The sequence below is a fragment of the Paenibacillus sp. NPDC058177 genome (assembly GCF_042883835.1).
Taxonomy (GTDB): Bacteria; Bacillota; Bacilli; order Paenibacillales; family Paenibacillaceae; genus Paenibacillus_AQ; species Paenibacillus_AQ agri.
Genome location: NZ_JBHVVB010000003.1, coordinates 629,703 through 654,243, shown reverse-complemented (window position 1 = coordinate 654,243; position 24,541 = coordinate 629,703). Strand labels below are relative to the sequence as shown.

Below are 24,541 nucleotides of genomic sequence, written 5' to 3'. Positions count from 1 at the left end.
TTCGCTGGTTAATTTGGGTATATTATTTTTAGGCCGCCAAACACGCTTGTGTTACATTGACAGTCACCTTCCGTTAGCATTACCATTACCAGTAAGACATTACTAACAGATAACGTTTTACTACAACGTAAGAAGGTGACTTTGAAGTGCAAGCAAGCTATCGACCGACAGCAGCCGAGATCAATCTGGACGCTTTGCGCGCCAATTACGAAGCTTTCCGTACGGCTTTGCCCGCGGAGACCAAGTTTATGGGGTGCGTCAAAGCGAATGCGTACGGCCATGGAGCAGTGGAAATTACCCGGGAGCTCGAGACACTGGGTGCGGATTATGTCAGTGTGGCCTTCTTGGATGAGGCGCTTCAGCTGCGTCAAGCAGGGATCAAGCTCCCCATTCTGGTGCTAGGCTATACATCTCCGGATGGAATCGCTGCTGCCTGGGAGAATAACATAACCGTGACGCTGTTCACGAAAGAAGTACTGGAGGCTATAGGGCAGCTTCCTGTAGATCCGGAACATCGGCTGAAAGTACACATCAAGATGGATAGCGGGATGGGCAGGCTGGGACTGTTGCCGCCGGATGTACCTGCTTTTATCGCAGAAGTACAGCTTGTGGCGCAAGCGGAGCTGGAAGGCATGTTTACCCATTTTGCCAAAGCGGATGAAGAAGACAAAAGCTATACAATGGAGCAGTACCGACGATTCGCGGACGTGGCGGAAACGCTTCGGGAACAAGAGATTGATATCCCGATCATACATACGGGCAACAGTGCTACGGCCATTGATACACCTTATTTATCCACGGGCATGGTGCGTGTAGGCATCAGCTTGTACGGCTTCTATCCCTCAACCGAGGTGAACCGGCAGCTGATCGATCTGCACCCGATTATGACGCTGAAGACGCAGGTAGTTTATGTCAAGAGCCTGCCGCCCCACTGGGGCATCAGCTACGGCACCCGTTACGTCACAGACAGCGAAGAGATTATCGCAACTCTGCCTGTGGGGTACGCAGATGGATATTCCCGCATGCTTAGCGGCAAAGCGGAGGTGCTAATACGCGGCCGCCGGGTCCCCGTCGTCGGAACAATCTGCATGGACCAGTGTATGGTATCACTGAAATCTTTCGCTGAAGAAGCGGAACAAATCAAAGCAGGCGAGGAAGTTGTACTCATCGGCCGGCAGGCTGGCGTGTCGATCACGGCAGACGAGTTGGCGCTCCACCTGGGAACCATTCACTATGAAGTTGTTTGCATGCTGGCACACCGTGTACCACGCGTGTATATACGCGAAGGTTGCACTCCATACCTGGTGAATGCTTTGCTGCAGCCGTAATGCCCTGAAAGTTAACAATATACAGGTAGTTTCTGGGAATGGATTAAATCGTAAACAACTATGTCTTGTATAGTCTATACGAACCACCATTTCTAGTTTATAATGGGATGCAGCATACTTGATATACTGACAGCATATATTCCTTGTATAAAATTCCTTGTATATTGCTAAACTGAAAGACAAGGGCAGAAGGTTTGTGGGGGTGGAAGAGAAGGTGGCCAATTTGCAGAACACCAAAAGAATCATGATCAGCTTGCCCGATCATCTCTTGCAGGAAGTGGATGGAATCGCTCAACTGGAGAATTCCAACCGGAGTGAATTGATCAGGCAGGCCATGAAACTGTACCTGAGTGAACGGAGGAAACGTGCCATCCGGGAGTCCATGCAGCGTGGCTACATGGAAATGGCCAAGATTAACTTGACCATGGCATGCGAGGCGTTCCTCGCGGAGGAAGATGCAGACAGCACTCTTGGCCGCTTAGTAAGCGGGGTGTAGACATTGATCGTGAAACGCGGCGACGTTTTTTTTGCCGATCTTTCGCCTGTAGTAGGTTCCGAACAAGGCGGAGTTCGGCCGGTTTTGATCATTCAGAACGATATTGGCAATCGCTTTAGCCCCACAGTAATTGTGGCGGCGATCACAGCACAGATTCAGAAGGCGAAACTGCCGACGCATGTGGAGATTGATGCGTCTGCTCACGGATTTGACCGCGATTCGGTCATTCTGCTGGAGCAGGTTCGGACGATTGACAAACAGCGCTTAACGGATAAGATCACCCACCTGGATGATGATACAATGAAAAAGGTGGATGATTCGCTGCAAATCAGCCTTGGCCTGATTGATTTCTAAGCAGGGCAAGGATATAAACTGTACTTGAACAAAGGCGCCCGGGATATGTCCCGGGCGCCTTTTTGTTCTGGCGGCAACGGGTGAATGGGACCCTTTCCTACAGGAGAAAATGATATTTGCTGCAGCGGGGTTCTCTTTAAATTTTAACTCTGCTATAATTAGACCGGACAGTCGGTTTAGGAGGGATTTGTAATCAAAGGACGTTCAGATGGAGAAGAAACGAAGAAACGGATTGTACAGAACGCGGCCAAGTTGTTTGTCCAGAAGGGCTACGGCGCGGTAACCATGAATGAGGTATGTGTGGCGGCAGGTGTCAGCAAGGGCAGCCTGTATCACCATTTTCCCAGCAAGGATGAATTGTTCTTGTACGTGGTGGAAGAGGATACCGAGTTATGGCTCCAGAATTGGGATATCAAGCGGGCCGGGATCGCAGATCTTGAAGAACGCTTCTATGCCTATGCCGAGCACTGTGCCAATGATTTCCAGAACCCGCTGATCCGGGCGCTGGAGGAGTATGCAAGAATCAAGGATCATACCGCTGAAATCGAGGAACGGCTGTGGCATATGTATGATGATTCATTGCGGGCTTGCCGTGATCTGGTGAAGGAAGGGATAGATACCCATTATCTCAAGGCAGATGAGCCTGAGGATATTGTCGTTATTCTCAGTGGGCTGCTGGAAGGTGTCGGAAAGGTGTCGGAGATTTCGCGCTCGCCGATGGGGATAGAGGAAATTAAAGAATATTATCGGAAATCGCTCAGACTGTTGCTGCAGGGAATACGTACGTAGTGAGAAGCGCAAGCTTTCTCATGTCTTAAATTAGACCGGGTGGTCGGTCTCTATTGGTCGGTTGTTTATTTTTATGGTATGGGATTGCTCGTACCAGCAGATATTTAGAACAGAGAAAATTAGGCTTCACTGAATGCCTAAAAATATTATTCGAAACTGTGCAGGGAGCACACGGAGGTAAATCATGTCATTACTGCTTAGAAACCGGGGAGCTATACTGCTTGTCATGTTGACGATTTTTCTGACTTTTACCGGAATCGGTCTTGTTGTACCCATTATGCCTACTTTTATGAATGAGCTAAATATTAGCGGAAGTACGGTTGGTTTACTGGTGGCGGCGTTCTCACTTAGTCAGCTGCTCTTGTCTCCGATCGCGGGCAGGTTGTCCGATACAATGGGACGGAAGAATATAATTGTCGTCGGGTTAGTTGTTTTCGCCGTGTCAGAGCTAGTGTTCGGCTTGGCGAATATGTCTTGGATGCTGTTCATCTCCAGAATGCTGGGCGGAGCGGGAGCGGCCCTGATTATGCCCGCAGTTATGGCCTACGTTGCAGATACGACCTCCTTGGAGGAACGGGCCAGAGGAATGGGGCTGATCAATGCAGCCATCTCGACTGGTTTTATTATTGGACCCGGGATTGGCGGTTATCTTGCTGAGTTCGGCATCCGCGCGCCGTTCTTCGTGGCAGCCATCGCGGCAGGTCTTATTGCTGTGGTGACATTCGCGGTTCTGCCGGAATCTCTTACTGCGGAGCAGCGTAAAGAAGCTAAAACCTCTGGAAAGAACCAGGAAAGCCTGTTGTTACAGCTTGTGCAATCTTACCGCCAGCCTTATTTCTTCAGTCTGGTTATTGTATTCGTACTCGCTTTCGGCCTCGCCAATTACGAGACGGTATTCGGATTGTTCGTGGATCATAAATTCGGATTTACGCCGAAGGATATTGCCTTCGTCATTACGTTTGGTTCCATTGCCGGTGCAGTGGTTCAGGTATCGGCTTTTGGCTGGATTCTGAATCGCTTCGGAGAGAACAGAGTGATCGCCATTTGTCTCTTGGCCTCGGCCGTGTTTATTCTGTTGACGGTATTTGTGAGCAGCTACTGGGCGATCATTACAGTTACCTTTATCGTATTCTTGGCTATGGATATCCTGCGACCTGCGGTGAGCACGCAATTATCCAAAATGGCCGGGGATTCACAGGGGTTTGTCGCCGGTATGAACTCGGCATATACGAGCCTCGGCAACATTGCCGGACCGATCGTGGCCGGTTATCTGTTTGATATCAACATTAATTTCCCGTATGCGGTAGCGGCGCTGGTCCTTGCCGTGTCCTTTATCCTGTCACTCAGCTCCAGTAAACGGAGCATGAGAGGCCAGCAGACGTCATAGGATTTCCTTATGAAAATGCCCACGCTGCCACTTCTCCGTGTACTCCGGAGCGGTGTCCGGCGTGGGCATTTTGGTACCGGACCGAATCTGTGATACTATTTTAGCATGAAGGTTGTACAGAATTGCGAGGCGGAAAGAGGGATTGTATTGACTGCAGAGAACATGAATGCTGGAGCCGTGGCCGATGAAGCGGCTGCCCAGCGCGAGCAGGAAACGATTATTCTGGCGATTGCCAAAGAACTAAGCATTGCGCCCAAGCAAGTGCGGACCACAGTAGGATTATTGGATGAGGGTAACACGATTCCCTTTATTGCGAGATACCGGAAGGAAATGACGGGGGAACTGGACGAGAACGCGCTGCGCGATATCGAAGAGCGTCTCGGTTATCTTCGTAATCTGAGCGATCGGAAGAAAGATGTTCTCCGCAGTATTGAGGAGCAAGGAAAGCTGACTCCTGAGCTACAGGAGCAAATCGCCAAGGCGGTTAAGCTCCAGGAGGTGGAGGATCTGTACCGCCCATTCCGTCAGAAGCGGAAGACCCGGGCCAGCGTAGCCAAGGAGAAGGGGCTGGAGCCCCTGGCAGAGTGGATCATCGGGCAGCCGAGACAAGGCAGCCCCGAGGCGGAGGCAGCCCGTTACATCGATGCCGAGAAGGGCGTAGAGACGGCGGAGGCAGCGCTGCAAGGCGCGATGGACATTATCGCCGAGAATATCGCCGATGATCCGGCCATCCGTTCCTGGGTGCGCCAGTATACGGCCAGCCAGGGAATTCTGGTCTCGGAGGCCAAGGATGCCGAGCAGGAATCGGTATATGAGAACTATTACAGCTATCGTGAGCCGGTACATAAAATGCCGCCGCACCGTATTCTTGCGATCAACCGCGGAGAGCGGGAAAGTGTACTCAAGGTGGGCATTGAGATTGTGTCAGATAAGATTCATGCCTTCATCGGACGCAAGGTCATCAAGGGACCTTCTCCGGTCAAAGACCTGCTGGAAAGTGTTATCGAAGATGCTTACAAGCGTCTGATCGCTCCGTCTGTGGAGCGTGAGGTGCGCGGGGAAATGACGGAGAAGGGCGAGAATCAGGCGATCTCGATCTTCTCTGGCAATCTGCGGAGCCTGCTGCTGCAGCCGCCGGTCAAAGGCCGCTGCGTCCTCGGCGTGGACCCTGCCTACCGCACAGGCTGCAAGCTGGCCGTCGTAGACGATACTGGCAAGCTGCTGGAGGTGGCGGTGACCTATCCGACACCGCCGAATAACAAAAAGCGCGAAGCCGCTGCCAAGTTCAAGGAGCTGATCGCCAAGTATGGCATCCAGCTCATCGTAATCGGCAACGGGACCGGCTCCCGCGAGACGGAGCAGTTCACGGCCGAGGTGATTGCCGAGATCGGCAATCCCGACCTGGCCTACCTGATCGTCAATGAAGCGGGAGCCAGTGTCTACTCCGCCTCCAAGCTGGCGCAGGAGGAGTTCCCGGACCTTGATGTGGCGGAGCGCAGCGCCGCATCGATTGCCCGCCGCGTGCAGGACCCGCTCGCGGAGCTGGTCAAGATCGACCCCAAGGCGATCGGGGTCGGGCAATACCAGCATGACGTCTCGCAGAAGCATCTGGAAGAGAGCCTCAAGGCCGTCGTGGAATCGGCCGTTAACCATGTCGGCGTTGACGTGAATACAGCGTCGCCGTCGCTGTTGTCGTACGTCTCCGGCGTGAATGCGACGATTGCGAAGAACATCGTCAAATACCGCGAGGAGAACGGCAAATTCACCGCGCGGAAGCAGCTGCAGAAGGTGCCGCGCCTCGGTGCGAAATCCTATGAGCAGTGCATCGGATTCTTGCGGATTCCGGGAGGCGACAACACCCTCGACCGGACACCAATTCACCCCGAGTCCTACACGGTGGTGGACCGGTTGTTCAAGACGCTCGGACTGGATGTATCCAGTCTCGGCAGTAAGGAAGTGGCTTCTGAGCTGGCGGCACAGAAGCCGGAGGAGCTGGCTGCCCGGCTAGATGTCGGCGTGCCGACCCTGCGTGACATCCTGGAGAGTCTCCAGCGTCCGGGCCGTGACCCGCGCGAGGAGCTGCCGTTGCCGATCTTCCGCACCGATGTGCTGAAGATCGAGGACCTGGCGCCCGGCATGGAGATGCAGGGCACCGTCCGCAACGTGATCGACTTCGGCGCGTTCGTCGACATCGGGATCAAGAACGACGGGCTGGTCCATATTTCCCAGCTCAGCGGCAGCTTCGTGAAGCATCCCATGGACGTGGTCTCCGTCGGGGATAACGTGACGGTCTGGGTCATGGGTGTGGACCTTAAGAAAGGCCGGGTCAGCCTCACGATGCGCCCGCCGCGTACAGAAAATTAGGCAACGGCATACTGAATTTAGTAAAGCTACCTGCATGGTTACAATATGCAGGTAGCTTTTTTGTATAATGAGGGTATACAATCAGAGACGGTTCCTGACATATAAGATGAATGAAAGAAAGTAACAAAAAGCGAGAAGGAACGAAGGGGAAGGTTTGGAACTGTAGGAGCGTTAGCGCTCGCCTGAAAGCTTTCCACAGGAAAGCTCGCATCGGAAGCACAGACTGTTCCCAGATTTCAACCGCTAGAAGCGGTTTAATTGAAGAAATCTGGGGACAACAGCGACCGGAAGTCCAAACATTCACCGTAGTGACGACCAAGCAATACGTTTGATTCTTGAATTCATCTATAGAGCAACAACAGCCAGGAGCAGTGAACACGGGTGGGAGTGAATACAGTGAAACGAATAACGATTCTGATAGCAGATGATGAAGCAGAAATTGCCGATCTGGTCGAGCTGCACCTGACCAAAGAGGGATACCATATTATCAAGGCTTTTAACGGAAAAGAGGCGGTTCAAGCTGTACAGACTCAGACCGTGGATTTGGCAATTCTCGATATTATGATGCCGGAGCTGGACGGATACGAGGTTACCCGGCAGATCCGCGAGAAGCACCATATGCCGATTATTTTTCTGAGTGCCAAAACCTCTGATCTCGATAAAATCACAGGACTAGTCATCGGGGCGGATGACTATATGACAAAACCATTCAATCCGATGGAACTGGTAGCACGAGTGAATTCACAGCTGCGCCGGTCCATGCAGTTCAGCCAGCCAGCTGCGGCGGCCAGCGCTGTTCTGGAAGCGGGGGGACTCAGCATTAATTCCGAGCAGCATACGGTGATGCTGTACGGACAAGCCATCGATCTGACGCCGAAGGAGTTCGATATTCTGTATTTGCTGGCCAGCCATCCGAAGCAGGTCTTCAGCTCGGAAAATATTTTTCAGCAGGTATGGGGCGAAGCGTACTACGAAGGCGCCAACACCGTGATGGTGCATATCCGTACCCTGCGTAAGAAGTTGGGCGAGGACATGAACAAGACCAAATTTATTAAAACGATCTGGGGCGTGGGGTACACGTTCAATGGATAGAGGGCTGCTCAGTTTTCGGACGAGAATGATCACATTCCTGGGACTCAGCATGCTTCTGTCCGGCAGTATTACTTATGTCATTTACAGGCTTCTTCAGATGTATTATTCCGGAGTGAAACGTGAAGATCCCTTGGCTCATTACCGCCACATTATGTCCAACATTGGGGATATTTACTTTTTCCTGCTGATCTTTATCCCGCTCGCGATCTTCTTCTTCTACCTTTTCACGAAGCCGTATGCTTCCTACTTTAATGAAATCACCAAAGGCATTCACCATCTGGCAAGCGGCGATTTCAAGCACCGGGTCGATATCTCCTCCAAGGATGAGTTTCGCGCGATTGCCAAAGAACTAAATCTCGCCAGTGAGAAGCTGCAGGAGGCAGTGGAACGGGGGGCGTTTGCGGAGAGCAGCAAAGATCAGCTGATTGTGAATTTGGCCCATGATCTGCGCACACCGCTTACCTCGGTTCTGGGCTACCTGGACTGGATTCTGAAGGGGGACAAACTGACCGAGGAGCAGACCAGACATTTTACCGAGATTGCTTATACCAAATCCTAGCGCCTGGAGAAGCTTATTGATGAACTGTTCGAGATTACCCGGATGAATTATGGCATGCTGCCCCTCCAGAAGAACCAACTGGATCTCAGTGGTCTGTTGATGCAGCTCAGTGAGGAAATGTATCCGGTATTCGAAAAAAATCATCTCAGCGCAAGGCTGAACATCGTGCCCAAGCTGCAGATTCAGGGTGATGGAGAGCTATTAGCCCGTGTGTTTGAGAATCTGCTCAGCAATGCCGCCAGGTACGGGAAGGATGGTCAATTCGTTGATATCAACAGCTTCTCGGAAGGCAACGAGGTTGTTATACAGGTGTTGAATTACGGCGGATATATCACACCAGAGAAATTGCCGCATATCTTCGAGATGTATTACACCAGCGATGAGTCGCGCAGTCAACAGGAAGGCGGAACAGGTCTGGGTCTGTTTATTGCCAAAAATATCGTCGAGCAGCATCAGGGCACCATCACTGTAGAGAGCAGTGTGGTCCGTACCTGCTTTGAAGTGAGACTGCCGCAGGAGAGTCATCAAGTTTAAGAACTATGGAGAGGTTCACCCTTCTAATTTAAGGAAAACTTTATATTTAGCCCCGCTTTTTTTTAAACAGTGGTCTCTATTCTGAAGATAAGAGGAATCAGGGAGGTTAACTGTATATGAAAAAGTGGGGCTTTTTTGTAGTTGTTGTACTTATGCTGGGTGGGATAGCCATTAAATATGTTTCGAAGGGTCTTACCGAAGAGGGCGAGGCCATTGATCCCCAGCCGGGCAGTAATGCGTTCCAGATGGTCGCGGCATCCCAGATTTATCAGGGGGAGCTGCTGCTTGTTAACAAGGATAATCCGTTGCATGAGGCAAGCATCAAATCCGATATCGTGAAGCTGTCGGAGCATTCGGAGCTTACGCAGGGATATGCACTGATGGACACGAAGCTCCGTCTGTCGAGGTCGGTAGCTCAGGCCTTTGTGAAGATGGTTCAGGCTGCGGAGCAGGATGGGGTCAGTCGTTTTCTGATCAGTAGTGGTTACCGTGACTTTGCAGAACAGGAGGCGCTATACCGGGAAAAAGGATCGCAGGTTGCGCTTCCGCCGGGTCGTAGTGAACATAATCTGGGCTTGTCGCTGGACGTCGGATCTTCCCAAGCAGAGATGAAAAGGGCGCCGGAAGGGAAATGGTTGAAGAAAAATGCCTGGAAGTACGGTTTTGTACTTCGCTACCCGGAGGACAAGACGGCGATTACCGGAATTCAGTACGAGCCCTGGCATTTTCGTTATGTTGGCTTGCCGCACAGTGCAATAATGCAGGAGAAGGATATGGTGCTGGAGCAGTATCTGGACTATCTTCGGGAGAAAAAAAGCCTTACTGCTGAAGCTGAGGGCAGGACTTACGAAGTAACCTATTACCCGGTCACGGACAATGTGATGATCAGAATTCCAGTGAATCAGCGTTATGAAATATCAGGCAATAACGTCGATGGCGTCATCGTGACGAGCGAGAAGTGAAGACAACCTGAGATGAGAGAGGCGAGGACAACATGAAGAATTCCAAATCACCCGGTGTGCTAACACTCATATCATTCACCGCATATCTGTATCTATTGGTCAAGGTGATCCTGTTCAAAGGTGGGCATGTGGACGTACATATTCTACTACAGCAATTCCAGCGTACGTTGCAGGACCCGGGGAGGATTTTTCTTCGCCCCTACAATCTGGTACCCTTTAATGAGATTAAGAGAGATCTGCACCACCTGTCGCTATCGAACCCTTTTCTGAATATCAATCTGACTGGCAACGTACTGGCGTTCATCCCGCTTGGTCTGTTCTTGCCGGTCGTCTTCCGAAACGTTCAATGGTCAGTTGTCAAAGTGTTGATGTGTTCGCTGCTGCTTAGCCTGTGTTTCGAGTCCACCCAGCTTGTGCTGGCCATCGGAACGTTCGATGTGGATGATTTGCTCCTGAATACATTGGGCGGGTTAGTAGGTTATATTCTGTATAAAATGTTCTCGGGGCCTGCCCGCCGTAAGCCAGACAGTGAGGCTGACCGGGGAGGAGAGACGCCGAGGTCTCAGCAGCGCCTGAGTACACCGGAGTATCTATTTCTGGATAAATGAAGCATAGGAGTGATTGCCATGGAAGCCGGATGTGTAAGATTCTACGAATTTGGACGCCCAAGGGATAGTGTACAATATGAACTTAAACCGATTGGATTCCCGGGTGCCGGTAAGATTCTTGTGCGGATGCTGGCTTCTCCAGTCAATCCTTCTGATCTGATTCCGATTACCGGGGCTTACGCTCACCGCACCTCACTTCCTGCCATTCCCGGGTACGAAGGTGTAGGGAAAGTGATAGCAGTGGGACGAGACGTTTCCCCGGCACTTATGGGCAAGCGTGTGTTGCCCCTGCGCGGGGAAGGGACCTGGCAGGAATATGTGACGTCTCCCGCAGAATGGGCGGTTCCTGTTCCTGACGAGATGGATGATTATACGGCCGCACAACTTTACATAAATCCGGTCACAGCCTGGGTCATTTGTACGGAAACATTGAAGCTGGGTCCGGGAGACACGCTGGTGGTCAACGCCGCTGGTTCTGCGCTTGGACGTATCCTGGCCCAATTCTCCAAAATGCTCGGATTCCGCCTGATCGCCGTAACTCGCAATAATTACTATACAGACGAGCTGCTCCGACTGGGTGCGTCTCAAGTGATTGATACGGCAACCTCATCATTGTATGACACGGTGATGGAACTGACGGAGGGGGACGGCGCTACAGCTGGAATTGATTCGATCGGTGGACCCTCAGGCATGGAGTTGTCCATGTGTCTTCGCCGTGGCGAGAAGTTCGTAACGCTAGGACTGCTGTCAGGCATTCCGCTGAACGGGACGGAACTGAGTCGTAGGGGCATCGATGTGAAGCTGTTCCACCTGCGACACTGGAATCAGCAGGTCTCTGTGCAGACGTGGCAGGCAAGCTTTAACGCCATCATTTCCATGATCATGGAGGGGCACTTATCGTTGATGCCTCCCGCGGCGTGTTACCCGCTGACAGAGATTAGGGAGGCCGTTTATGCGGCGAGTTCTCCCGGGAGGAACACCGGGAAGATTATGTTGAGTGATTAGGCAGGAATGAACAGACAAGGAATAGTAAGTATGTTAATATTGGCTCATTCTAGAGGAATGGGAGCTGGATCTTGTCATGGGAAGTACGAAAATATATTTGACACGGCATGGAGAGACAGAGTGGAATCTCGTACATCGGATGCAGGGATCTGAGGATTCTCCCCTGACGCCACGGGGCCTGCAACAGGCGGAATGGCTTAGAAAGGGAATGCACACCGTACCGCTGGATGCCATCTACTCAAGCCCCAGCCCCCGGGCGGTGCGGACTGCAGAGCTTGTACGCGGGGAACGCAGCATCCCGCTGGAGACCTCGGAAGATTTCATGGAGATGGGCTTTGGTTTATGGGAAGGAAGCCTGCATTCTGAGGTAGCACCCCGCTATCCTGAGCAGTGGGACAACTTCTGGAAGGACCCCGAGAAGTTCGAGCTTGAGGGAAGTGAGACTTATGGACAGGTGCAGGCAAGGGCACTTCATAAATTGCAGGAAATTCTGGAGAAACATGAAGGGCAATCTGTGCTTATTGTCACGCATACGATAACGATTAAGCTGCTGATGGCTTATTTCGAAGGGAAGGCAATGAAGGAGCTTTGGGGGCTGCCCGAGATTCATCCGACAAGCCTTTGCCGTATTGATATTACGGATGGTGTCCCGGAAATTGTGTTACATGGGGACATTAGTCATTACGAAGAATAAATACAATGGGGCCGACTGACATGTAAGTGACAGTACGTTGTTCCCCTTGATGGAAAAAATGACCCCGAAAGAGGGTCATTTTTTGTTTTGAACGAACTCTTAGAGAATAGCGACAGTAATAATGCAGTTCTGTCCTACCCTACCCATGCAGACTGCTGAAGAATCGGGTCAGCCTTGGGTTATCTTTTGAATCAAAAATGTCCTCCGGCGTTCCCTCTACAACGATTCGTCCTTCTTCCATGTATAAGACCCGATCAGATACTTGCCGGGCAAAACGCATTTCATGCGTAACGACGATCATTGTCATTCCCTCCTCGGCTAGCTGGGTCATCATTTGCAACACCTCGCCTACCAATTCGGGGTCCAAAGACGAGGTTGGTTCGTCAAACAACAGCACGCTTGGCTCCATTGCGAGTGCCCGGGTAATCGCCACCCGCTGCTGTTGGCCTCCAGACAGGTTGCCGGGATATTCATTTCTTTTCTCCAGCAAGCCTACCCGTGCCAGGAGCTCCTCGGCGTGACGGATTGCGTCCCGTTTTGATTTTTTATTAACGTTGACCGGCCCTTCGATAATATTCTCCAGAACCGTCTTATGCTCCCACAGATTGAAATGCTGAAAGACCATTCCGACCTTGCCTCTGACCTTGCTCAGTTTAAACTTCGATAGGAAGGTAAGCTGGCTGGCGCGATTGAGCTTGTACTCCACGGGCTGACGATCGATGACGATTACACCGGAGGATGGAACCTCCAGCAGATTAATCATGCGCAGCAGAGAGCTTTTCCCGGCTCCGCTGGGCCCGATGATAGAGACTACCTCTCCTTTTTGAATGGAGAAGTTTGTCTTCTGCACTACGGTCTTCGTGCCAAAAGTCTTGCTGATATCCACCAGTTCCAGAACCGGCATGGCTGTAACCTCCTCATTGGCGTGTGCCAGCTTCTGCTTATCTGCGGCCGGCATGCAATTTTAGTTTCCGTTCGGTATAGATTTGCAGGGTCATTAGCACACTGGTCATGCACAAGTACAGTGCAGCTGCGACACCAAGCGTTTCAAATGGCATATAGGTACTGCTGAATTGGCTCTGTGCGTTAAGCATAAGATCGGGGACGGTAATGACTGACACTTGGGCCGATTCCTTGAGTAACGCCACCGAGTTGCTGATATACGTTGGGAGAATGAAGCGAATGATCTGTGGAATCCGAATGCGAATCAGAATTTGCCACGGGGTCATCCCGATCGCTTCCGCAGCTTCAATCTGTCCCTTGGGGATAGCCAATAACCCTGTTCTGATAATTTCAGCCTTATAGGCCGCAGCATTAAAGGAGAGACCCAGTAGTCCGGCCGCGAAGGCGGATAAGGTGATCCCGAAGGGGGGCGTGTAATAGATGAACACAAGAACCATCAAGATCGGAACGCCGCGGAATACCCATATATATGTAGTAGCCAGGAAGCGCACCAGCTTATTATGCGATAAGCGTAGTACGGCCAAAAAGAAACCAAGCACCGTACCGATAATAATGGCCAATATTGAAATTTCAAAGGTAACAAGAGCGCCTTTTAGCAGGAAGGGAAAAACCTGAACCACTGTTTCCAGATTCAATCGTGCTGCTCCTTTCTTTATGCCCATAAGTTAACGGCCCCCGTACCGGCAGCTTACATTACCGATGCGGAGGGCCGAAAGCGTTAATTATTTACTTATCAAATTGAAGTCCAAAATGTTCCTGTGCAAGCTTCTGATACGTACCGTCCTGCTTCTTCTCCAGAATGATCTTATCGATCGCTTCCTTCAGCAAGGCATTATTTTTGCGTAAAGGAATGGCTACGTCTACGATGGTGTAGGGCTCTCCGGCAATCTCCAGCTTGGAGCCGTCAGGAGAGTTCTTCAGATAATCCCCGGCAGCATCACGGCCAATGGAGACCAAATCCACACGTTTGTTGACCAGATCTTTGAAGACTTCCGTTTCGCCCGGATATTCCTTGATCTCCTTGTAGCCGCCAATACTCTTAACAACGGCCTGTGCGGTAGCGCCTCCGATTACTCCAACTACTTTGCCTTCAAGATCTTTAATATCTGCAGGGTTGTTGCTACCTTCCTTATTGATCACAGCTACAACACCGTCACGGCCATACGGTTCAGTGAAATCTACCGATTTCTTCCGCTCATCCGTCACATTCACTCCCGCCAGCAAAATATCGAATTTGCCTGCCAATAGCCCTGGTGTTAATCCCGAGAATTGTCCGGTAACGAATTCAGGCTTTACGCCCAATCCCTCGGCAATAATTTTGCCCCATTCAATATCGAAGCCGACCAGCTCATTTTTCTCATTCATGTAGTTAAAAGGACGATAATTGCCTCCGGTACCGATAACGATTTTTCCGGCTTTTTTAATTTTGTCTAATGTATTTTCGTCGGTGCTTCCGTCCTTGCTGCTGTTTTGCTCCGCAGAGGAGGTTTGAGTCTCTGTACCGGAGCTAGCAGGTGCGCTGGAATTCTGGCTGCAGCCTGCCAAGAGGAGAAGCAGTACGAATGTTAAAGAGAATAATGAGGTGAGCCTTTTCATTGGAAAACCTTCCTTCATTCATAGGGTAGTGTGTAATAGATTATCAATATTCAATAATCTATTATCAAAAATGGTGATTTTTACAATAATATAGTCCCATTAATCATAGTTGTCAAGTAGGTTTTAAAGGTCTTATTCAAATTGATTATATTTACCCTTGAGGAAGGATATGTATGAGAAAGAGGCCATCCTCAAAGGATCGCCTCTTTCTCATGTTTTATATATATCTTGGTGTCCAAACGGCAAATGACCAATGAATCAATAAAACACTTTCGTATGCAGCAGATCTATAGCCTGCTCTAACTCCTTCAGCTCGTCTTCGGAGATGTTCTGTAAGCGCTCATCGAACTGGGCTTCAATTCGGCCGAACACTTCATTCATCAACGCTTCCCCTTTGGCCGACAGCCGGATGTATTGTTTGCGCCGGTCCTCCGGATCAGTAACCTTCTCACAGAACTGCTTCTCGCTTAGCTTCTTAAGTTCCCTGCTCGTATTTGGCATGGACATATGCATGCATTCACTGATACTGCTGAGTGTAGAAGGCTGACTGACAGCAATGTATTCCAGGATCTTATATTGAACGGTGGTAATATCACCCGGTCTGACGTCTTTAGTGAAATCATTCGAGATTTGATGCACAGCAGCTGTAAAAGTCAAAAATTTTTGAAAAATAGCACTCTTGTCCACAGAATCCCCTCCCTTGACAACATAGCAAATTAATTATCAAAAAACAATTATCAAATGAAAGTTATCAATTGACAACTAAATAATGACCGTGCTACCATTTTGTTATCAAATGATAAGTAAAGGGGTTCAAATTATGAAAATGCTCGTCATCTATACGCATCCTAACCATCGAAGCTTGAGCTACGCCTTCTTACAGGAAGTTATTAAGGGAGGCAACGAGAACGACAGGATTGAGGAAATCAAGGTGCTGGATCTTTACGAAGAAGGTTTTGATCCCGTTCTGGTGTTTAATGAGCACAAGCGCAGACGGGATATGTACAAAGAACCCGCGCTTGCCGAGTACCGGGAACAGCTTCTATGGGCAGACAAAATTGTATTCGTGTATCCGATCTGGTGGGGGCGGCCACCGGCGATGCTTATGGGCTATATTGACCAAATGTTCGCCTCGGGATTTGCTTATAAGGATACAGGCAAGATGCTGCCGGAGGGGTTGTTGAAGGGTAAATCGGTCGTCTGCATTTCGGTTATGAAAGGGCCTGCGAACTATATGCTTTTATTGCTGAACAACGCGCACAAGGCTTTAATGCGCAAAGCATTATTCAATTATGTCGGTATCAAGAAGGTGAAATTCTTCGAGTTTGGCAGCATGGAGAGTCCGCGTGGACGGCATAAGGCGAAGCTGAACAAGATCCATCGTTATTTTCAGGCAGTGGGACGGTAATGCCATCTTATTTTATTGCGTTTACAACAATTTTGAAGTAAGGTAATGTTGTAAATGCAACAAAAATAATGAGTGTCATTACACGCTAGGAGCTACCCCTATGAAAGAAATACTGAGAGAAGTCGGTATGATTGCTAGATGTTTTGAATCGATAAGCAATATCGAATTTAAAGAATTTCACCTTGCGAAGGGGCAATATTTATATCTTGTGCGGATATGTGAGAACCCTGGCATCATTCAGGAGCGGGTTGCAGATATGCTGAAGGTGGATCGGACAACGGCTTCGCGTTCCATTAAGAATCTTGTGTCTGACGGACTGATAGAGAAGCAAAGTGATCCAGACAACAAGAAGATCTTGAAGCTGTATCCAACAGAAGAAGGAGAACGAATCTATCAGTTTTTGAAAAGAGAAGAAGAGTACTCCAATTCTGTAGCCTTGCAGGGCTTTTCCGAAGCGGAACTGGAAGTTGCCTTAAACCTATTGCACAGGATAAGAACTAACATAGAAACGGATTGGGAATTGGTTAAAAAAGGCGGCAAGCGCGGGTTTTGTGGAATAATGATAGAGGAAGGGTTACTATGAACCAAGAGGATACAACAAAAAAATTACACCAGTTATACTAATCAGATCAAGAATTTCAACGTACGATATGCGGTAAGAGGGGGCCAGCTTCAGCTCCACAGTCCAGTGTGCTTTCAGGTACGGCGGCGGGACTGACGTTCCTCTCGGGCTACAGCACCCTACTCCGAATGCTGCTAGTATACGAAGAACGGGGAAGAGATCCGGATGCAGCTCCATACTCCAGCGTGTTTTAAGGAGCTGGGGAGCGGGACCGATAGCCGGGCTTAGCTTAACGAACCCGTTAAGTAGAGTGGTCCTTGCTGAAACGGCATGGTCAAAAGCATCCTGCAGCCCATTCCGATGCTCACAGGCATTTTGCATAGAACGCCGGCGTGTTCATAGAGCTATGTGTTTAAAGGGTTGGGCTTCTTTTTAAACGACGGTTTGTCAAGCTAAGTGCGACAGCTGTTCCATAAAAGATTCGTGAGCAGACTTCCAGCCTAGGCATTTTCGAGGACGGTCGTTAATGAGATGGATGGCATGAGCGAGTTCCTCATCAGTAACCTGTGCAAAGTCATAACCTTTGGGAAAGAACTCCCCAAGAAGTCCGTTCCCATTTTCGTTAGATCCTCGTTGCCAGGACGAATAGGGATCGGCAAAGTAGATATCCAGTCCATGAAAGGTCTCTAGGGCGGCATAGCAGGCGAATTCTTTCCCTCGATCAGCTGTGGCGGTTAGAAAGGTTTTGTGAGGGTACTGGCTAGCGATCACTCCGAAAGCGATCTCCATCGAATGAGCCGTGCGGTCTGGCATTTTCAAGGCTAGATACATCCGTGTCTTGCGCTCAATAAATGTTGCGGCACAGGCTCGGCTTTTTCCTCGGCTGGATACAAACGTATCCAGTTCCCAGTGTCCGAAAGACTCTCGTTTGCGCACTTCTTTAGGACGGTGGCCAATGGGTTTCCCGATGAGAAAGCGTCCGCGTGTCTCCATGGGCTTACGCCGTTTACCCTTATGTCTCAGTACGTTTAACTCACCTGCAGCAAGGCGTCCAGCATAGAGCCAACGATAGATGGTCTTGAAACAAACGAACGATTTACCGTTGATTCTTCTATGCTCGGCAATTTGCTCAGGTGACCAAGTCTGCTGTAGGTTTGCTTCCAGTTCGCTGGCTAACTCAAGGGTGAACCGACCCTTTGGTTTACACGATGCTCGCCGCTCCGTGTAACTAGCCTGTGCAATCTCTGCGGCGTACGTCTCACTGCGACTCCCTCTGTTTCGCTCTCTAGCAATGGTGGAGTGATGTCTGCCTAGTTCCTTGCCAATCTCTCGATCAGACCATCCCAAGCGAAGTGAGATTTCTAGCTGACTGCGTTCAGTTATGTTAAGATGTGTGTAGCCCATGGTTTGATTCTCCTGTGTAATGGTTGTTGTGGTGACTCCATTTTACACGAATCTTCCATGGGTGTTTTTATCTGTCGCACTTCATATTACAATCCGTCGATTAAATAAATCGCTTAGATGAAACGTTGCAATTTGAAACTCTCCAATGGCTCGGCATTGATGAAGTTCATTTTATCAAGCCTCGTTGTGTATTAACTAACATCGAGGAGCGAACTCTTTTAGATGTTTTCCCGAACCTCAATAAGGATACCGTAATACGCTACCTCTCACGCCTCCCAACTAAGGGGCGGTTGCCGCTGTTTTGTACGTTTCCACATGTACTAAAACAGGCTTGGAAAAATAAAAAGGCAGTTGCTGCAGCGATAAATAGCTGCGGATGGCGTTGGATTCAGATACGATAACGGTATGAGCATAGTGATTTCTCCTTCGTTAAAAGTTTGTTATTGTGACTACTTTTCCATCTAGAAATACACAAATTAAAAGAAATGAGGGAAGATAGCAGACATACTCAAAAACATCTTATGAGGAGCGTGATCATTCAATGAAACGTCGTTCGCCTATTGCATACGGAATCCTGATTGTTCTAATCGCAATACTAGTTATGCAATTTGATTTCACGGGGTTAAAGAATCGTCTGTATCCTAATACAACGTTTACGAAAGAAGTTATTGAAAAGATGGGGGATAAGGAAGTCACTGCTTTGCTATTAATGCAATTCCCTGGAAATACATTGGTTCTAGAAAATAAAGAAGATATAGATCAAGTTTTAGATTCTTTAGCTCCTTTAAAATTGAAAAAAGTGAACAAAATTCCTGATACTTCTAAAGAAGAATCATATGATATTATAATGAGGAACCAAGGAGAAAACATTTTCGGAGTTAGTCTATATGATGTAAAGGATATGGTGATCACTGATTTTAAAAATTCTTCTACTCAACGATATAAAATAACAAATGATATTGATCTCGATAAAATCAAGAAGTATCTGGAAAACAAAAACTAAAATGCGAATTCGTTTAAATGAACACTGATAACGATACTAATATGTCACTCGCATAATACCCTTCAAGGTTGCATCCACTCGCTTTTGTACTATAAAGAGATGTTAAAAAGGTCGCTTGCTCTTTCGAGAGTATGCGACCTTTTTTATTAGATTAAAAAATGAACAGATACACTGGTATTGTAGTAGCTGAAGTATATCGAAGAGATGTCAGAAGAAAATAAAGTATTAGACTGATAGTCCGCAATGGATTTGAACGATCGGCACCAGCGGTGTGCACAGCTCCTGCAGCACCGCGCACCTGGTTGCTTCCGGACCAAGCCGGGCGGGTCGATCGGCACCGGCGGTCTGCACAGCTCCTACAGCAGCGCGCGCTTGATTGCTTCTGGACGAAGTCGAGGGAACGATCGGTACCGGTGACGTATCCAAGAATGTTTGATTTGATTTCCACAGTAAATAAAAAAAGTTTGGGAAATGGGTTGTTATTAAAAGAAGTTATTTCTCTTTATATATATGTAAGCGAGAAAAGAGGTTGAAACACTAAACTTCTTCTCTCAAAAATGCCAAGCTGATTAGCTGATTAGCTGATTAAATTGAGGGATACAATTTATTTCTGCTACATATCCCATCAGTAAGGTGTTAAATAATTCAAATAAAAAGGAGAAATAAATTATGGCTTATAATTCTAGAGAATACACTCAAACGGTTACTTTAACATTGCAACAAGCAAAAGATGCATATCAAGTACAAGGCGCCCTTATTAACAATAGTTTCCAAAATAGTAATAACTAGGAGTTTGTTGCGAGCATTACCGGTGTAGGCCTTGGGCTTTTGTCACTGATCTTCGCATTGCCTACTGTTGTAACCTTCGCAGCAGGAGTAACGAGTACTGTACTGGGCTTGCTTCCAAATGAAAAAGCCGCTCTAACGGACATGGCCAATCAAGGTAAAAGTGGACTATCAGATATCATTTATTTAATGGCTGGTACTCAATATGATATGGTAGAAGTTGTGTTGCCAAAACTCGAGTTCGTGTATAATGACAGCAGCAAAAACTGGTAAATGGTTTCTGGTAAAGGAAGAGTAACCCGTATGCATAGTACCTCTGGTGGTTGGGTTCTAGCATAAAAAAAGTCGAATTCGTTTATTTTAATAGTCACTCTATTTGTAAACGATTTGAAAAGGAGACCATTATTTTAGCGGCCTAAAGATGATTCCTGAATCGAAGACTATTGATGTTTATTACATAAACGATTATTGTATAATTTTGGGATTTTGTTACAATTATCATGGATAGACAGAATGCTTCAAGGTGGGTGATGAGGATGGATTGTAAAATGGTTTTCTTCGACGTAGACGGAACGCTTACGAGCCATGAGGATGGCAGGATTCCAGAGGATACCCGGGCAGCGATTCGGGCCTTGCAGAGGAACGGCATCAAGGTGGGGGCAGCCACCGGACGACCGCTATCCATGTGCCGGGAACTTAAGCAGCTTGGCATCGAAACTGTGATTACCGCGAACGGCGGGTATGCGAAGCATAAGGATGAAGTGATTCATAAGCTGCCGATGAAGCCGGATTATCTCAGGGAAGTTGTTGAGTTCGCAAGTATGCAGAATCATGGCTTGTCCTTTTACACGGAGGATTTCTGTATGAACGGAGTGCAGGATGCGGAGATACTGCGGGCCTTGAAGGAGACGCTGTTCCTTAGTGAGTACCCTGCAGTTAATCCGCTGATTTATAACGAGGAAGTCTACTTAATGTGTCTGTATGGGACGGATGATATGGTCAGTACATATATAGAGACGTTCCCACACCTGAGCTTCAGACGCTGGCATCCTTATGTGCTCAGTGTACTGCAAGAGGAGGTCTCTAAGTCAGTTGCCATACTGAAAGTGCTTCAGCATCTGGAGATAGAGGCATCCGAGATCGTGGCCTTCGGAGACGGAGGGAATGATATCGACATGCTGGAGATGGCCGGCCTTGGCATTGCCATGGGCAATGCAGGGGACAGACTCAAGCAATCCGCAGACTTTGTGACGAGATCATCCAGCGAGGGCGGAATTGATTACGCGCTGAGGAAATACGGACTCATATAATCGATGCTTTGCGAAAGTTGAAAAAAACAGGCCATGCTTCCCGTAGGAAATCATGGCCTGTTTGTATTGTTCGCTAGTGGTTACTTGTCTTCAACGTGTATTACTTGATACCTGGAGCTGGAGAACTGGTACCTTTCAAGGATTTTGCTACGGCTGTGTAGCCTTCCGGAAGGTACGTAACTGCTGAACCTTTGGTAATGACCTGCGGATACATTTTTCCAGGCTCAGGGTCTGTTACATTGAAATAGATCGTAGCTGTCTTGTCTTTGCCGAACTCGATCTTCTCAATAACCAGTCCATACCCCGGGTTGGGCAGGTTGTTCACGGTCAATGTCACTTTATTAACGCCTTCTGCAGCTTTGGTCACGTTGATATCTGTCTCGTAGTTGTAGCCTGGTGCATTGGCGCTATCATCTGGTGCTTCAATGTTCTTCGCGAATTGGGCCGCATCGTAGATCCAGGCAGCGGCTTCTGAACGGGTTACAGAATCATTTGGCCGGAATTTCCCGTTCTTGTCTAGCTGTACGAGATGTGTGTTGAGCAGAATTTGCAGGTTATTCATAACATCTTTGGAGAGTTTGTCCCCGTCTGTAATATTAAAAAACATCATAGTCACTGGGAAATTACCTTTTGTCTTGAGCGCTTCAGCGAGCAGGTGTGCGAACTGTGCGCGTGACATCGCTGCGTTAGGGTCCACATTCTTGTCGAGTGGAAGTCCGTTCTGCTTTGCGGTCAGGAAAGCAGAGGCATACCAGGCTTTATCGTTTACATGAGTAAAATGACTGCTCACAGTGCCCGTGCTACCGGCATCGGGCTTCGGCGACAGCTTCAGACCACTGACGATGAATTGAATGCCTTGTGCAAAGGTTACACTGCTCTTCGGCGCGAACTTGTCACTCGTAACACCGTTAATAATGCCATCCTTATGCAGGGCATTGATTTTGGTCTCCGCTGGATCGCCCTTCAGATCGGAGAATGCAAATGCCGATGCCCCGAAGGATACACTTGCTGCCAGAATGCTACACGCTATTGTTATTTTTTTAGCGCTGTTCATGAATGATGTTGTCTTCATTGTGCCTCACCTCTTATCTTCTTAGATGGGGGATTGTCTCAAAATGTTGCAGGAACTTATAATAAACTTAAAACTTTTAAGTGATTGACAGGAGATCAATAGATATGGGGCAGCAGAGGATGGAACGGATTAATGTCGGAATTTTTGCCCATGTTGATGCCGGAAAGACGACAACAACGGAGCATATTTTATATGAGAGCGGTCGCATCCGTTCGCTGGGCAGCGTAGATACTGGCACGGCGCTGACCGATTCGCTCGATGTGGAACGTCAGCGGGGCATTTCGGTACGGGCGGCGCTGGCTTCCTTTGCCTGGAAAGGGGTACAGGTGAATCTGGTGGATACCCCCGGCCACGTTGATTTTCTCTCAGAGGTAGAACGCTCGCTTCGCGTGATGGACTGCGCGGTGCTGATTCTCTCTGCAGTCGAGGGCGTGCAAGCACAAAGCGAGATGATTTGGAGCGCACTGCGTAAGCTGAAGATTCCCACAATTATCTTTATGAACAAAATGGACCGGACCGGCGCGGACCCGGAAGCGGTGCTGGCTCAGACTCATACGTATCTATCCGGGGATATTATTCCGGTTCAGCAGCCTCTTGGCAGGGAGCAGGATTATGCTGGTACTGCCGATCTATGGGAGCAGGGCGCGGATTCCGCTGCACAGACTGAACTACTGGAAGCCTTGGCCGAGCGGGATGAGGCTTTGCTGGAGACCTATATGGCTGGCGATTCACTTGATCTTGCCATATGGCGGAACCATCTTGCGGATCGTGCAGCTGCTGCGGAGCTGTTTCCGCTGGTCTATGGCGCCGCTGCCAAGGGAATGGGAATTCCTGCCCTGCTGGACGCTATGATTCAGTATTTCCCAAGAGCGGGCGGAGATGCAGAGCTTCCCGTATCCGGCATTGTGTACAACATTCAGCGGGATAAGAGTATGGGGCGAATGGCTTTTGTCCGTTTGTACGAAGGGACGATTCGCAATCGTGATGCTGTTCAGAACTACTCGCAAGATATCCAGGGCAAGATTACCCAAGTCCGCAAGGTTGAGGGTGGACGTACCGAGGATGTCGGCGCTCTGGAGGCCGGAGATATTGGCGTGGTGTACGGCCTGTCCGGGGTACGGATCGGCGATGTACTAGGCCGGCCGGATGCCATTCCGCAGGAAGCCAAGCTCGCGGTGCCACTGCTGACGGTGCGGGTGCACTGGGAAGAAGCAGCCGACGATCATAAAGTGATTGCCGCGATGCAGGAGCTGGCCGACGAAGATCCGCTGCTGGATGCGCAGTGGCTTCCGGAGGAACGCGAGCTGCACATCAAGGTGATGGGCCCGATCCAGCTGGAGATTATTGGCAGCGTGATGGCGAGTCGATACGGCCTTGCGGTCACCTTCGGCCAGCCGTCCGTGATCTATAAAGAGACGCCTGCCCGTGCGGGCGGAGGCTTCATCGCCTATACGATGCCTAAGCCATGCTGGGCGATCCTGCGGTTCCAGATTGAACCAGGGCCGCTGGGCAGCGGCCTGGTCTACGACTCGGTCGTGCGCAGCTCCGACCTGCTGCCGCAATACCAGAATGAGACGGCCCGGCGGGTGCCGGAGGCCTTGCAGCAGGGCTTGTACGGTTGGGAGGTCACCGACCTGAAGGTGACATTGGTGGAAGGGCAGCACCATGTGTGGCATACCCATCCGCTGGATTTTGCCGTGGCGACGCCAATGGGCATTATGGACGGGCTAGCCCGTGTTGGCACCAAGCTGCTGGAGCCGGTGCTTCAGGTACGGATAGTAGTGCCCGAGGAGAACGGTGGGCGTGTCATGAACGATCTTGTGCAGATGCGCGGCACCTTCGAGCCGCCGGTGCTGCTGGGTGACCGGATGGTCATCGAAGGCCGTCTGCCGCTGGCAACGTCACTCGATTATCCGGTCACGCTAAGCTCCTTCACGAAGGGGCGCAGCACGTTCACTTCTTTTTTTGCCGGATACGAAGAATGCCCGCCCGATGTTACCGCCGAGCGCACCCGCCGTGGTGTGAATCCGCTGGATCAGTCGAAGTATATTCTCAGCGTGCGTAAGGCGCTGCAGGGGTAGGGGAGTATTTTCTGGATTCAAGCGTGGTGAGTGAGCAGATATAGCTTGCAAAAGTAGGTGTGAATGCAAGGTAGTGTGAAGCAAGATTAAGTGTGAATGTAAGTGCGGGTGTGAAAGTAAGAGTAAGTGTGAACGTAAGTGTAGGTGTGGAAGTAAGAGTAAGTGTGAATGTAAGTGCAGGTGC

Annotated in this window: 23 protein-coding genes and 2 pseudogenes; 19 read left to right on the top strand and 6 right to left on the bottom strand. The window is 49.4% G+C overall.

Annotated features, from left to right (window positions below):
- Positions 1–146: 146 nt before the first annotated feature.
- From alr to ACFVU8_RS16835, 12 genes and pseudogenes are all read left to right on the top strand, one after another.
- Positions 147–1,328: an alanine racemase gene (gene alr / locus ACFVU8_RS16890; RefSeq protein WP_379465508.1), complete on the top strand. Its 1,182-nt coding sequence runs from the start codon at positions 147–149 to the stop codon at positions 1,326–1,328.
- A 214-nt stretch (positions 1,329–1,542) separates the two neighbouring features.
- Positions 1,543–1,824, top strand: a complete 282-nt coding sequence (locus ACFVU8_RS16885) for a CopG family ribbon-helix-helix protein (protein ID WP_066367449.1) — start codon at positions 1,543–1,545, stop codon at positions 1,822–1,824.
- Between the two features lie 3 nt (positions 1,825–1,827).
- Positions 1,828–2,178, top strand: coding sequence for a type II toxin-antitoxin system PemK/MazF family toxin (locus tag ACFVU8_RS16880; protein ID WP_066367250.1), 351 nt, complete (start codon positions 1,828–1,830; stop codon positions 2,176–2,178).
- Between the two features lie 192 nt (positions 2,179–2,370).
- Entirely contained in the window at positions 2,371–2,967 is a 597-nt protein-coding gene (locus ACFVU8_RS16875; protein WP_387428793.1) for a TetR/AcrR family transcriptional regulator, read from the top strand.
- A 184-nt stretch (positions 2,968–3,151) separates the two neighbouring features.
- Positions 3,152–4,354 carry an MFS transporter gene (locus ACFVU8_RS16870; RefSeq protein WP_379465507.1) on the top strand — a complete coding sequence of 401 codons (1,203 nt, stop codon included), beginning with the start codon at positions 3,152–3,154 and terminating at the stop codon, positions 4,352–4,354.
- A gap of 162 nt (positions 4,355–4,516) precedes the next feature.
- Positions 4,517–6,718, top strand: a complete 2,202-nt coding sequence (locus ACFVU8_RS16865; protein ID WP_387428792.1) for a Tex family protein — start codon at positions 4,517–4,519, stop codon at positions 6,716–6,718.
- Between the two features lie 396 nt (positions 6,719–7,114).
- Positions 7,115–7,810: a response regulator transcription factor gene (locus ACFVU8_RS16860; protein ID WP_379465506.1), complete on the top strand. Its 696-nt coding sequence runs from the start codon at positions 7,115–7,117 to the stop codon at positions 7,808–7,810.
- Positions 7,803–8,903 (top strand): annotated as a pseudogene (locus tag ACFVU8_RS16855) (sensor histidine kinase). Before ACFVU8_RS16860 ends, ACFVU8_RS16855 begins: the two are co-directional and overlap by 8 nt.
- A gap of 116 nt (positions 8,904–9,019) precedes the next feature.
- Positions 9,020–9,865 (top strand): M15 family metallopeptidase, encoded by an 846-nt coding sequence (locus ACFVU8_RS16850; RefSeq protein ID WP_379465504.1) that lies wholly within the window; start codon positions 9,020–9,022, stop codon positions 9,863–9,865.
- Between the two features lie 32 nt (positions 9,866–9,897).
- Entirely contained in the window at positions 9,898–10,473 is a 576-nt protein-coding gene (locus ACFVU8_RS16845; RefSeq protein ID WP_387428636.1) for a VanZ family protein, read from the top strand.
- Between the two features lie 18 nt (positions 10,474–10,491).
- A complete protein-coding gene (locus tag ACFVU8_RS16840; protein WP_387428634.1) occupies positions 10,492–11,478 on the top strand; it encodes a zinc-dependent alcohol dehydrogenase family protein in 987 nt (328 codons plus the stop codon).
- A 76-nt stretch (positions 11,479–11,554) separates the two neighbouring features.
- The gene (locus tag ACFVU8_RS16835; protein WP_387428631.1) at positions 11,555–12,172 is read left to right on the top strand and encodes a histidine phosphatase family protein; all 618 of its coding nucleotides are present in this window, start codon (positions 11,555–11,557) and stop codon (positions 12,170–12,172) included.
- Between the two features lie 139 nt (positions 12,173–12,311).
- Here ACFVU8_RS16835 and ACFVU8_RS16830 read toward each other — a convergent pair whose 3' ends face one another.
- The 4 genes from ACFVU8_RS16830 to ACFVU8_RS16815 all read right to left on the bottom strand — a co-directional run bounded on the left by ACFVU8_RS16830 (position 12,312) and on the right by ACFVU8_RS16815 (position 15,418).
- Positions 12,312–13,076, bottom strand: a complete 765-nt coding sequence (locus tag ACFVU8_RS16830) for an amino acid ABC transporter ATP-binding protein (protein ID WP_387428789.1) — start codon at positions 13,074–13,076, stop codon at positions 12,312–12,314.
- 37 nt (positions 13,077–13,113) lie between these two features.
- Complete coding sequence (locus ACFVU8_RS16825; protein ID WP_175370075.1) at positions 13,114–13,797, bottom strand: amino acid ABC transporter permease; 684 nt, start codon at positions 13,795–13,797, stop codon at positions 13,114–13,116.
- 64 nt (positions 13,798–13,861) lie between these two features.
- On the bottom strand, positions 13,862–14,731 hold the full coding sequence (locus ACFVU8_RS16820) for a substrate-binding periplasmic protein (protein WP_387428628.1): 870 nt from the start codon (positions 14,729–14,731) through the stop codon (positions 13,862–13,864).
- Between the two features lie 258 nt (positions 14,732–14,989).
- A complete protein-coding gene (locus tag ACFVU8_RS16815) occupies positions 14,990–15,418 on the bottom strand; it encodes a MarR family winged helix-turn-helix transcriptional regulator (RefSeq protein WP_387428625.1) in 429 nt (142 codons plus the stop codon).
- Positions 15,419–15,551: 133 nt separating this feature from the next.
- Here ACFVU8_RS16815 and ACFVU8_RS16810 point away from each other — a divergent pair, with 133 nt between their 5' ends.
- The gene (locus ACFVU8_RS16810) at positions 15,552–16,139 is read left to right on the top strand and encodes an NAD(P)H-dependent oxidoreductase (RefSeq protein ID WP_387428623.1); all 588 of its coding nucleotides are present in this window, start codon (positions 15,552–15,554) and stop codon (positions 16,137–16,139) included.
- 100 nt (positions 16,140–16,239) lie between these two features.
- Positions 16,240–16,722 carry a MarR family winged helix-turn-helix transcriptional regulator gene (locus tag ACFVU8_RS16805; protein ID WP_387428621.1) on the top strand — a complete coding sequence of 161 codons (483 nt, stop codon included), beginning with the start codon at positions 16,240–16,242 and terminating at the stop codon, positions 16,720–16,722.
- Positions 16,723–17,148: 426 nt separating this feature from the next.
- On the opposite strand, the gene ACFVU8_RS16800 is transcribed toward ACFVU8_RS16805, so the two are convergent.
- The gene (locus tag ACFVU8_RS16800; protein WP_387428618.1) at positions 17,149–18,105 is read right to left on the bottom strand and encodes an IS30 family transposase; all 957 of its coding nucleotides are present in this window, start codon (positions 18,103–18,105) and stop codon (positions 17,149–17,151) included.
- 104 nt (positions 18,106–18,209) lie between these two features.
- Between ACFVU8_RS16800 and ACFVU8_RS29990 the strand changes: the two are divergent.
- The 4 genes and pseudogenes from ACFVU8_RS29990 to ACFVU8_RS16785 all read left to right on the top strand — a co-directional run.
- Positions 18,210–18,393: pseudogene (locus ACFVU8_RS29990) on the top strand (ISL3 family transposase); the annotation flags it as partial.
- Positions 18,394–18,646: 253 nt separating this feature from the next.
- A complete protein-coding gene (locus ACFVU8_RS16795) occupies positions 18,647–19,108 on the top strand; it encodes a hypothetical protein (RefSeq protein ID WP_387428615.1) in 462 nt (153 codons plus the stop codon).
- A gap of 828 nt (positions 19,109–19,936) precedes the next feature.
- On the top strand, positions 19,937–20,167 hold the full coding sequence (locus ACFVU8_RS16790; protein WP_387428613.1) for a hypothetical protein: 231 nt from the start codon (positions 19,937–19,939) through the stop codon (positions 20,165–20,167).
- 263 nt (positions 20,168–20,430) lie between these two features.
- The gene (locus ACFVU8_RS16785; protein WP_387428610.1) at positions 20,431–21,204 is read left to right on the top strand and encodes a Cof-type HAD-IIB family hydrolase; all 774 of its coding nucleotides are present in this window, start codon (positions 20,431–20,433) and stop codon (positions 21,202–21,204) included.
- A 100-nt stretch (positions 21,205–21,304) separates the two neighbouring features.
- Here the strand turns inward: ACFVU8_RS16785 and ACFVU8_RS16780 are convergent, their stop codons facing one another.
- The gene (locus tag ACFVU8_RS16780) at positions 21,305–22,276 is read right to left on the bottom strand and encodes an S-layer homology domain-containing protein (protein WP_387428607.1); all 972 of its coding nucleotides are present in this window, start codon (positions 22,274–22,276) and stop codon (positions 21,305–21,307) included.
- Between the two features lie 104 nt (positions 22,277–22,380).
- Between ACFVU8_RS16780 and ACFVU8_RS16775 the strand changes: the two genes are divergently transcribed.
- A complete protein-coding gene (locus tag ACFVU8_RS16775) occupies positions 22,381–24,357 on the top strand; it encodes a GTP-binding protein (RefSeq protein WP_387428605.1) in 1,977 nt (658 codons plus the stop codon).
- Positions 24,358–24,541: the final 184 nt, after the last annotated feature.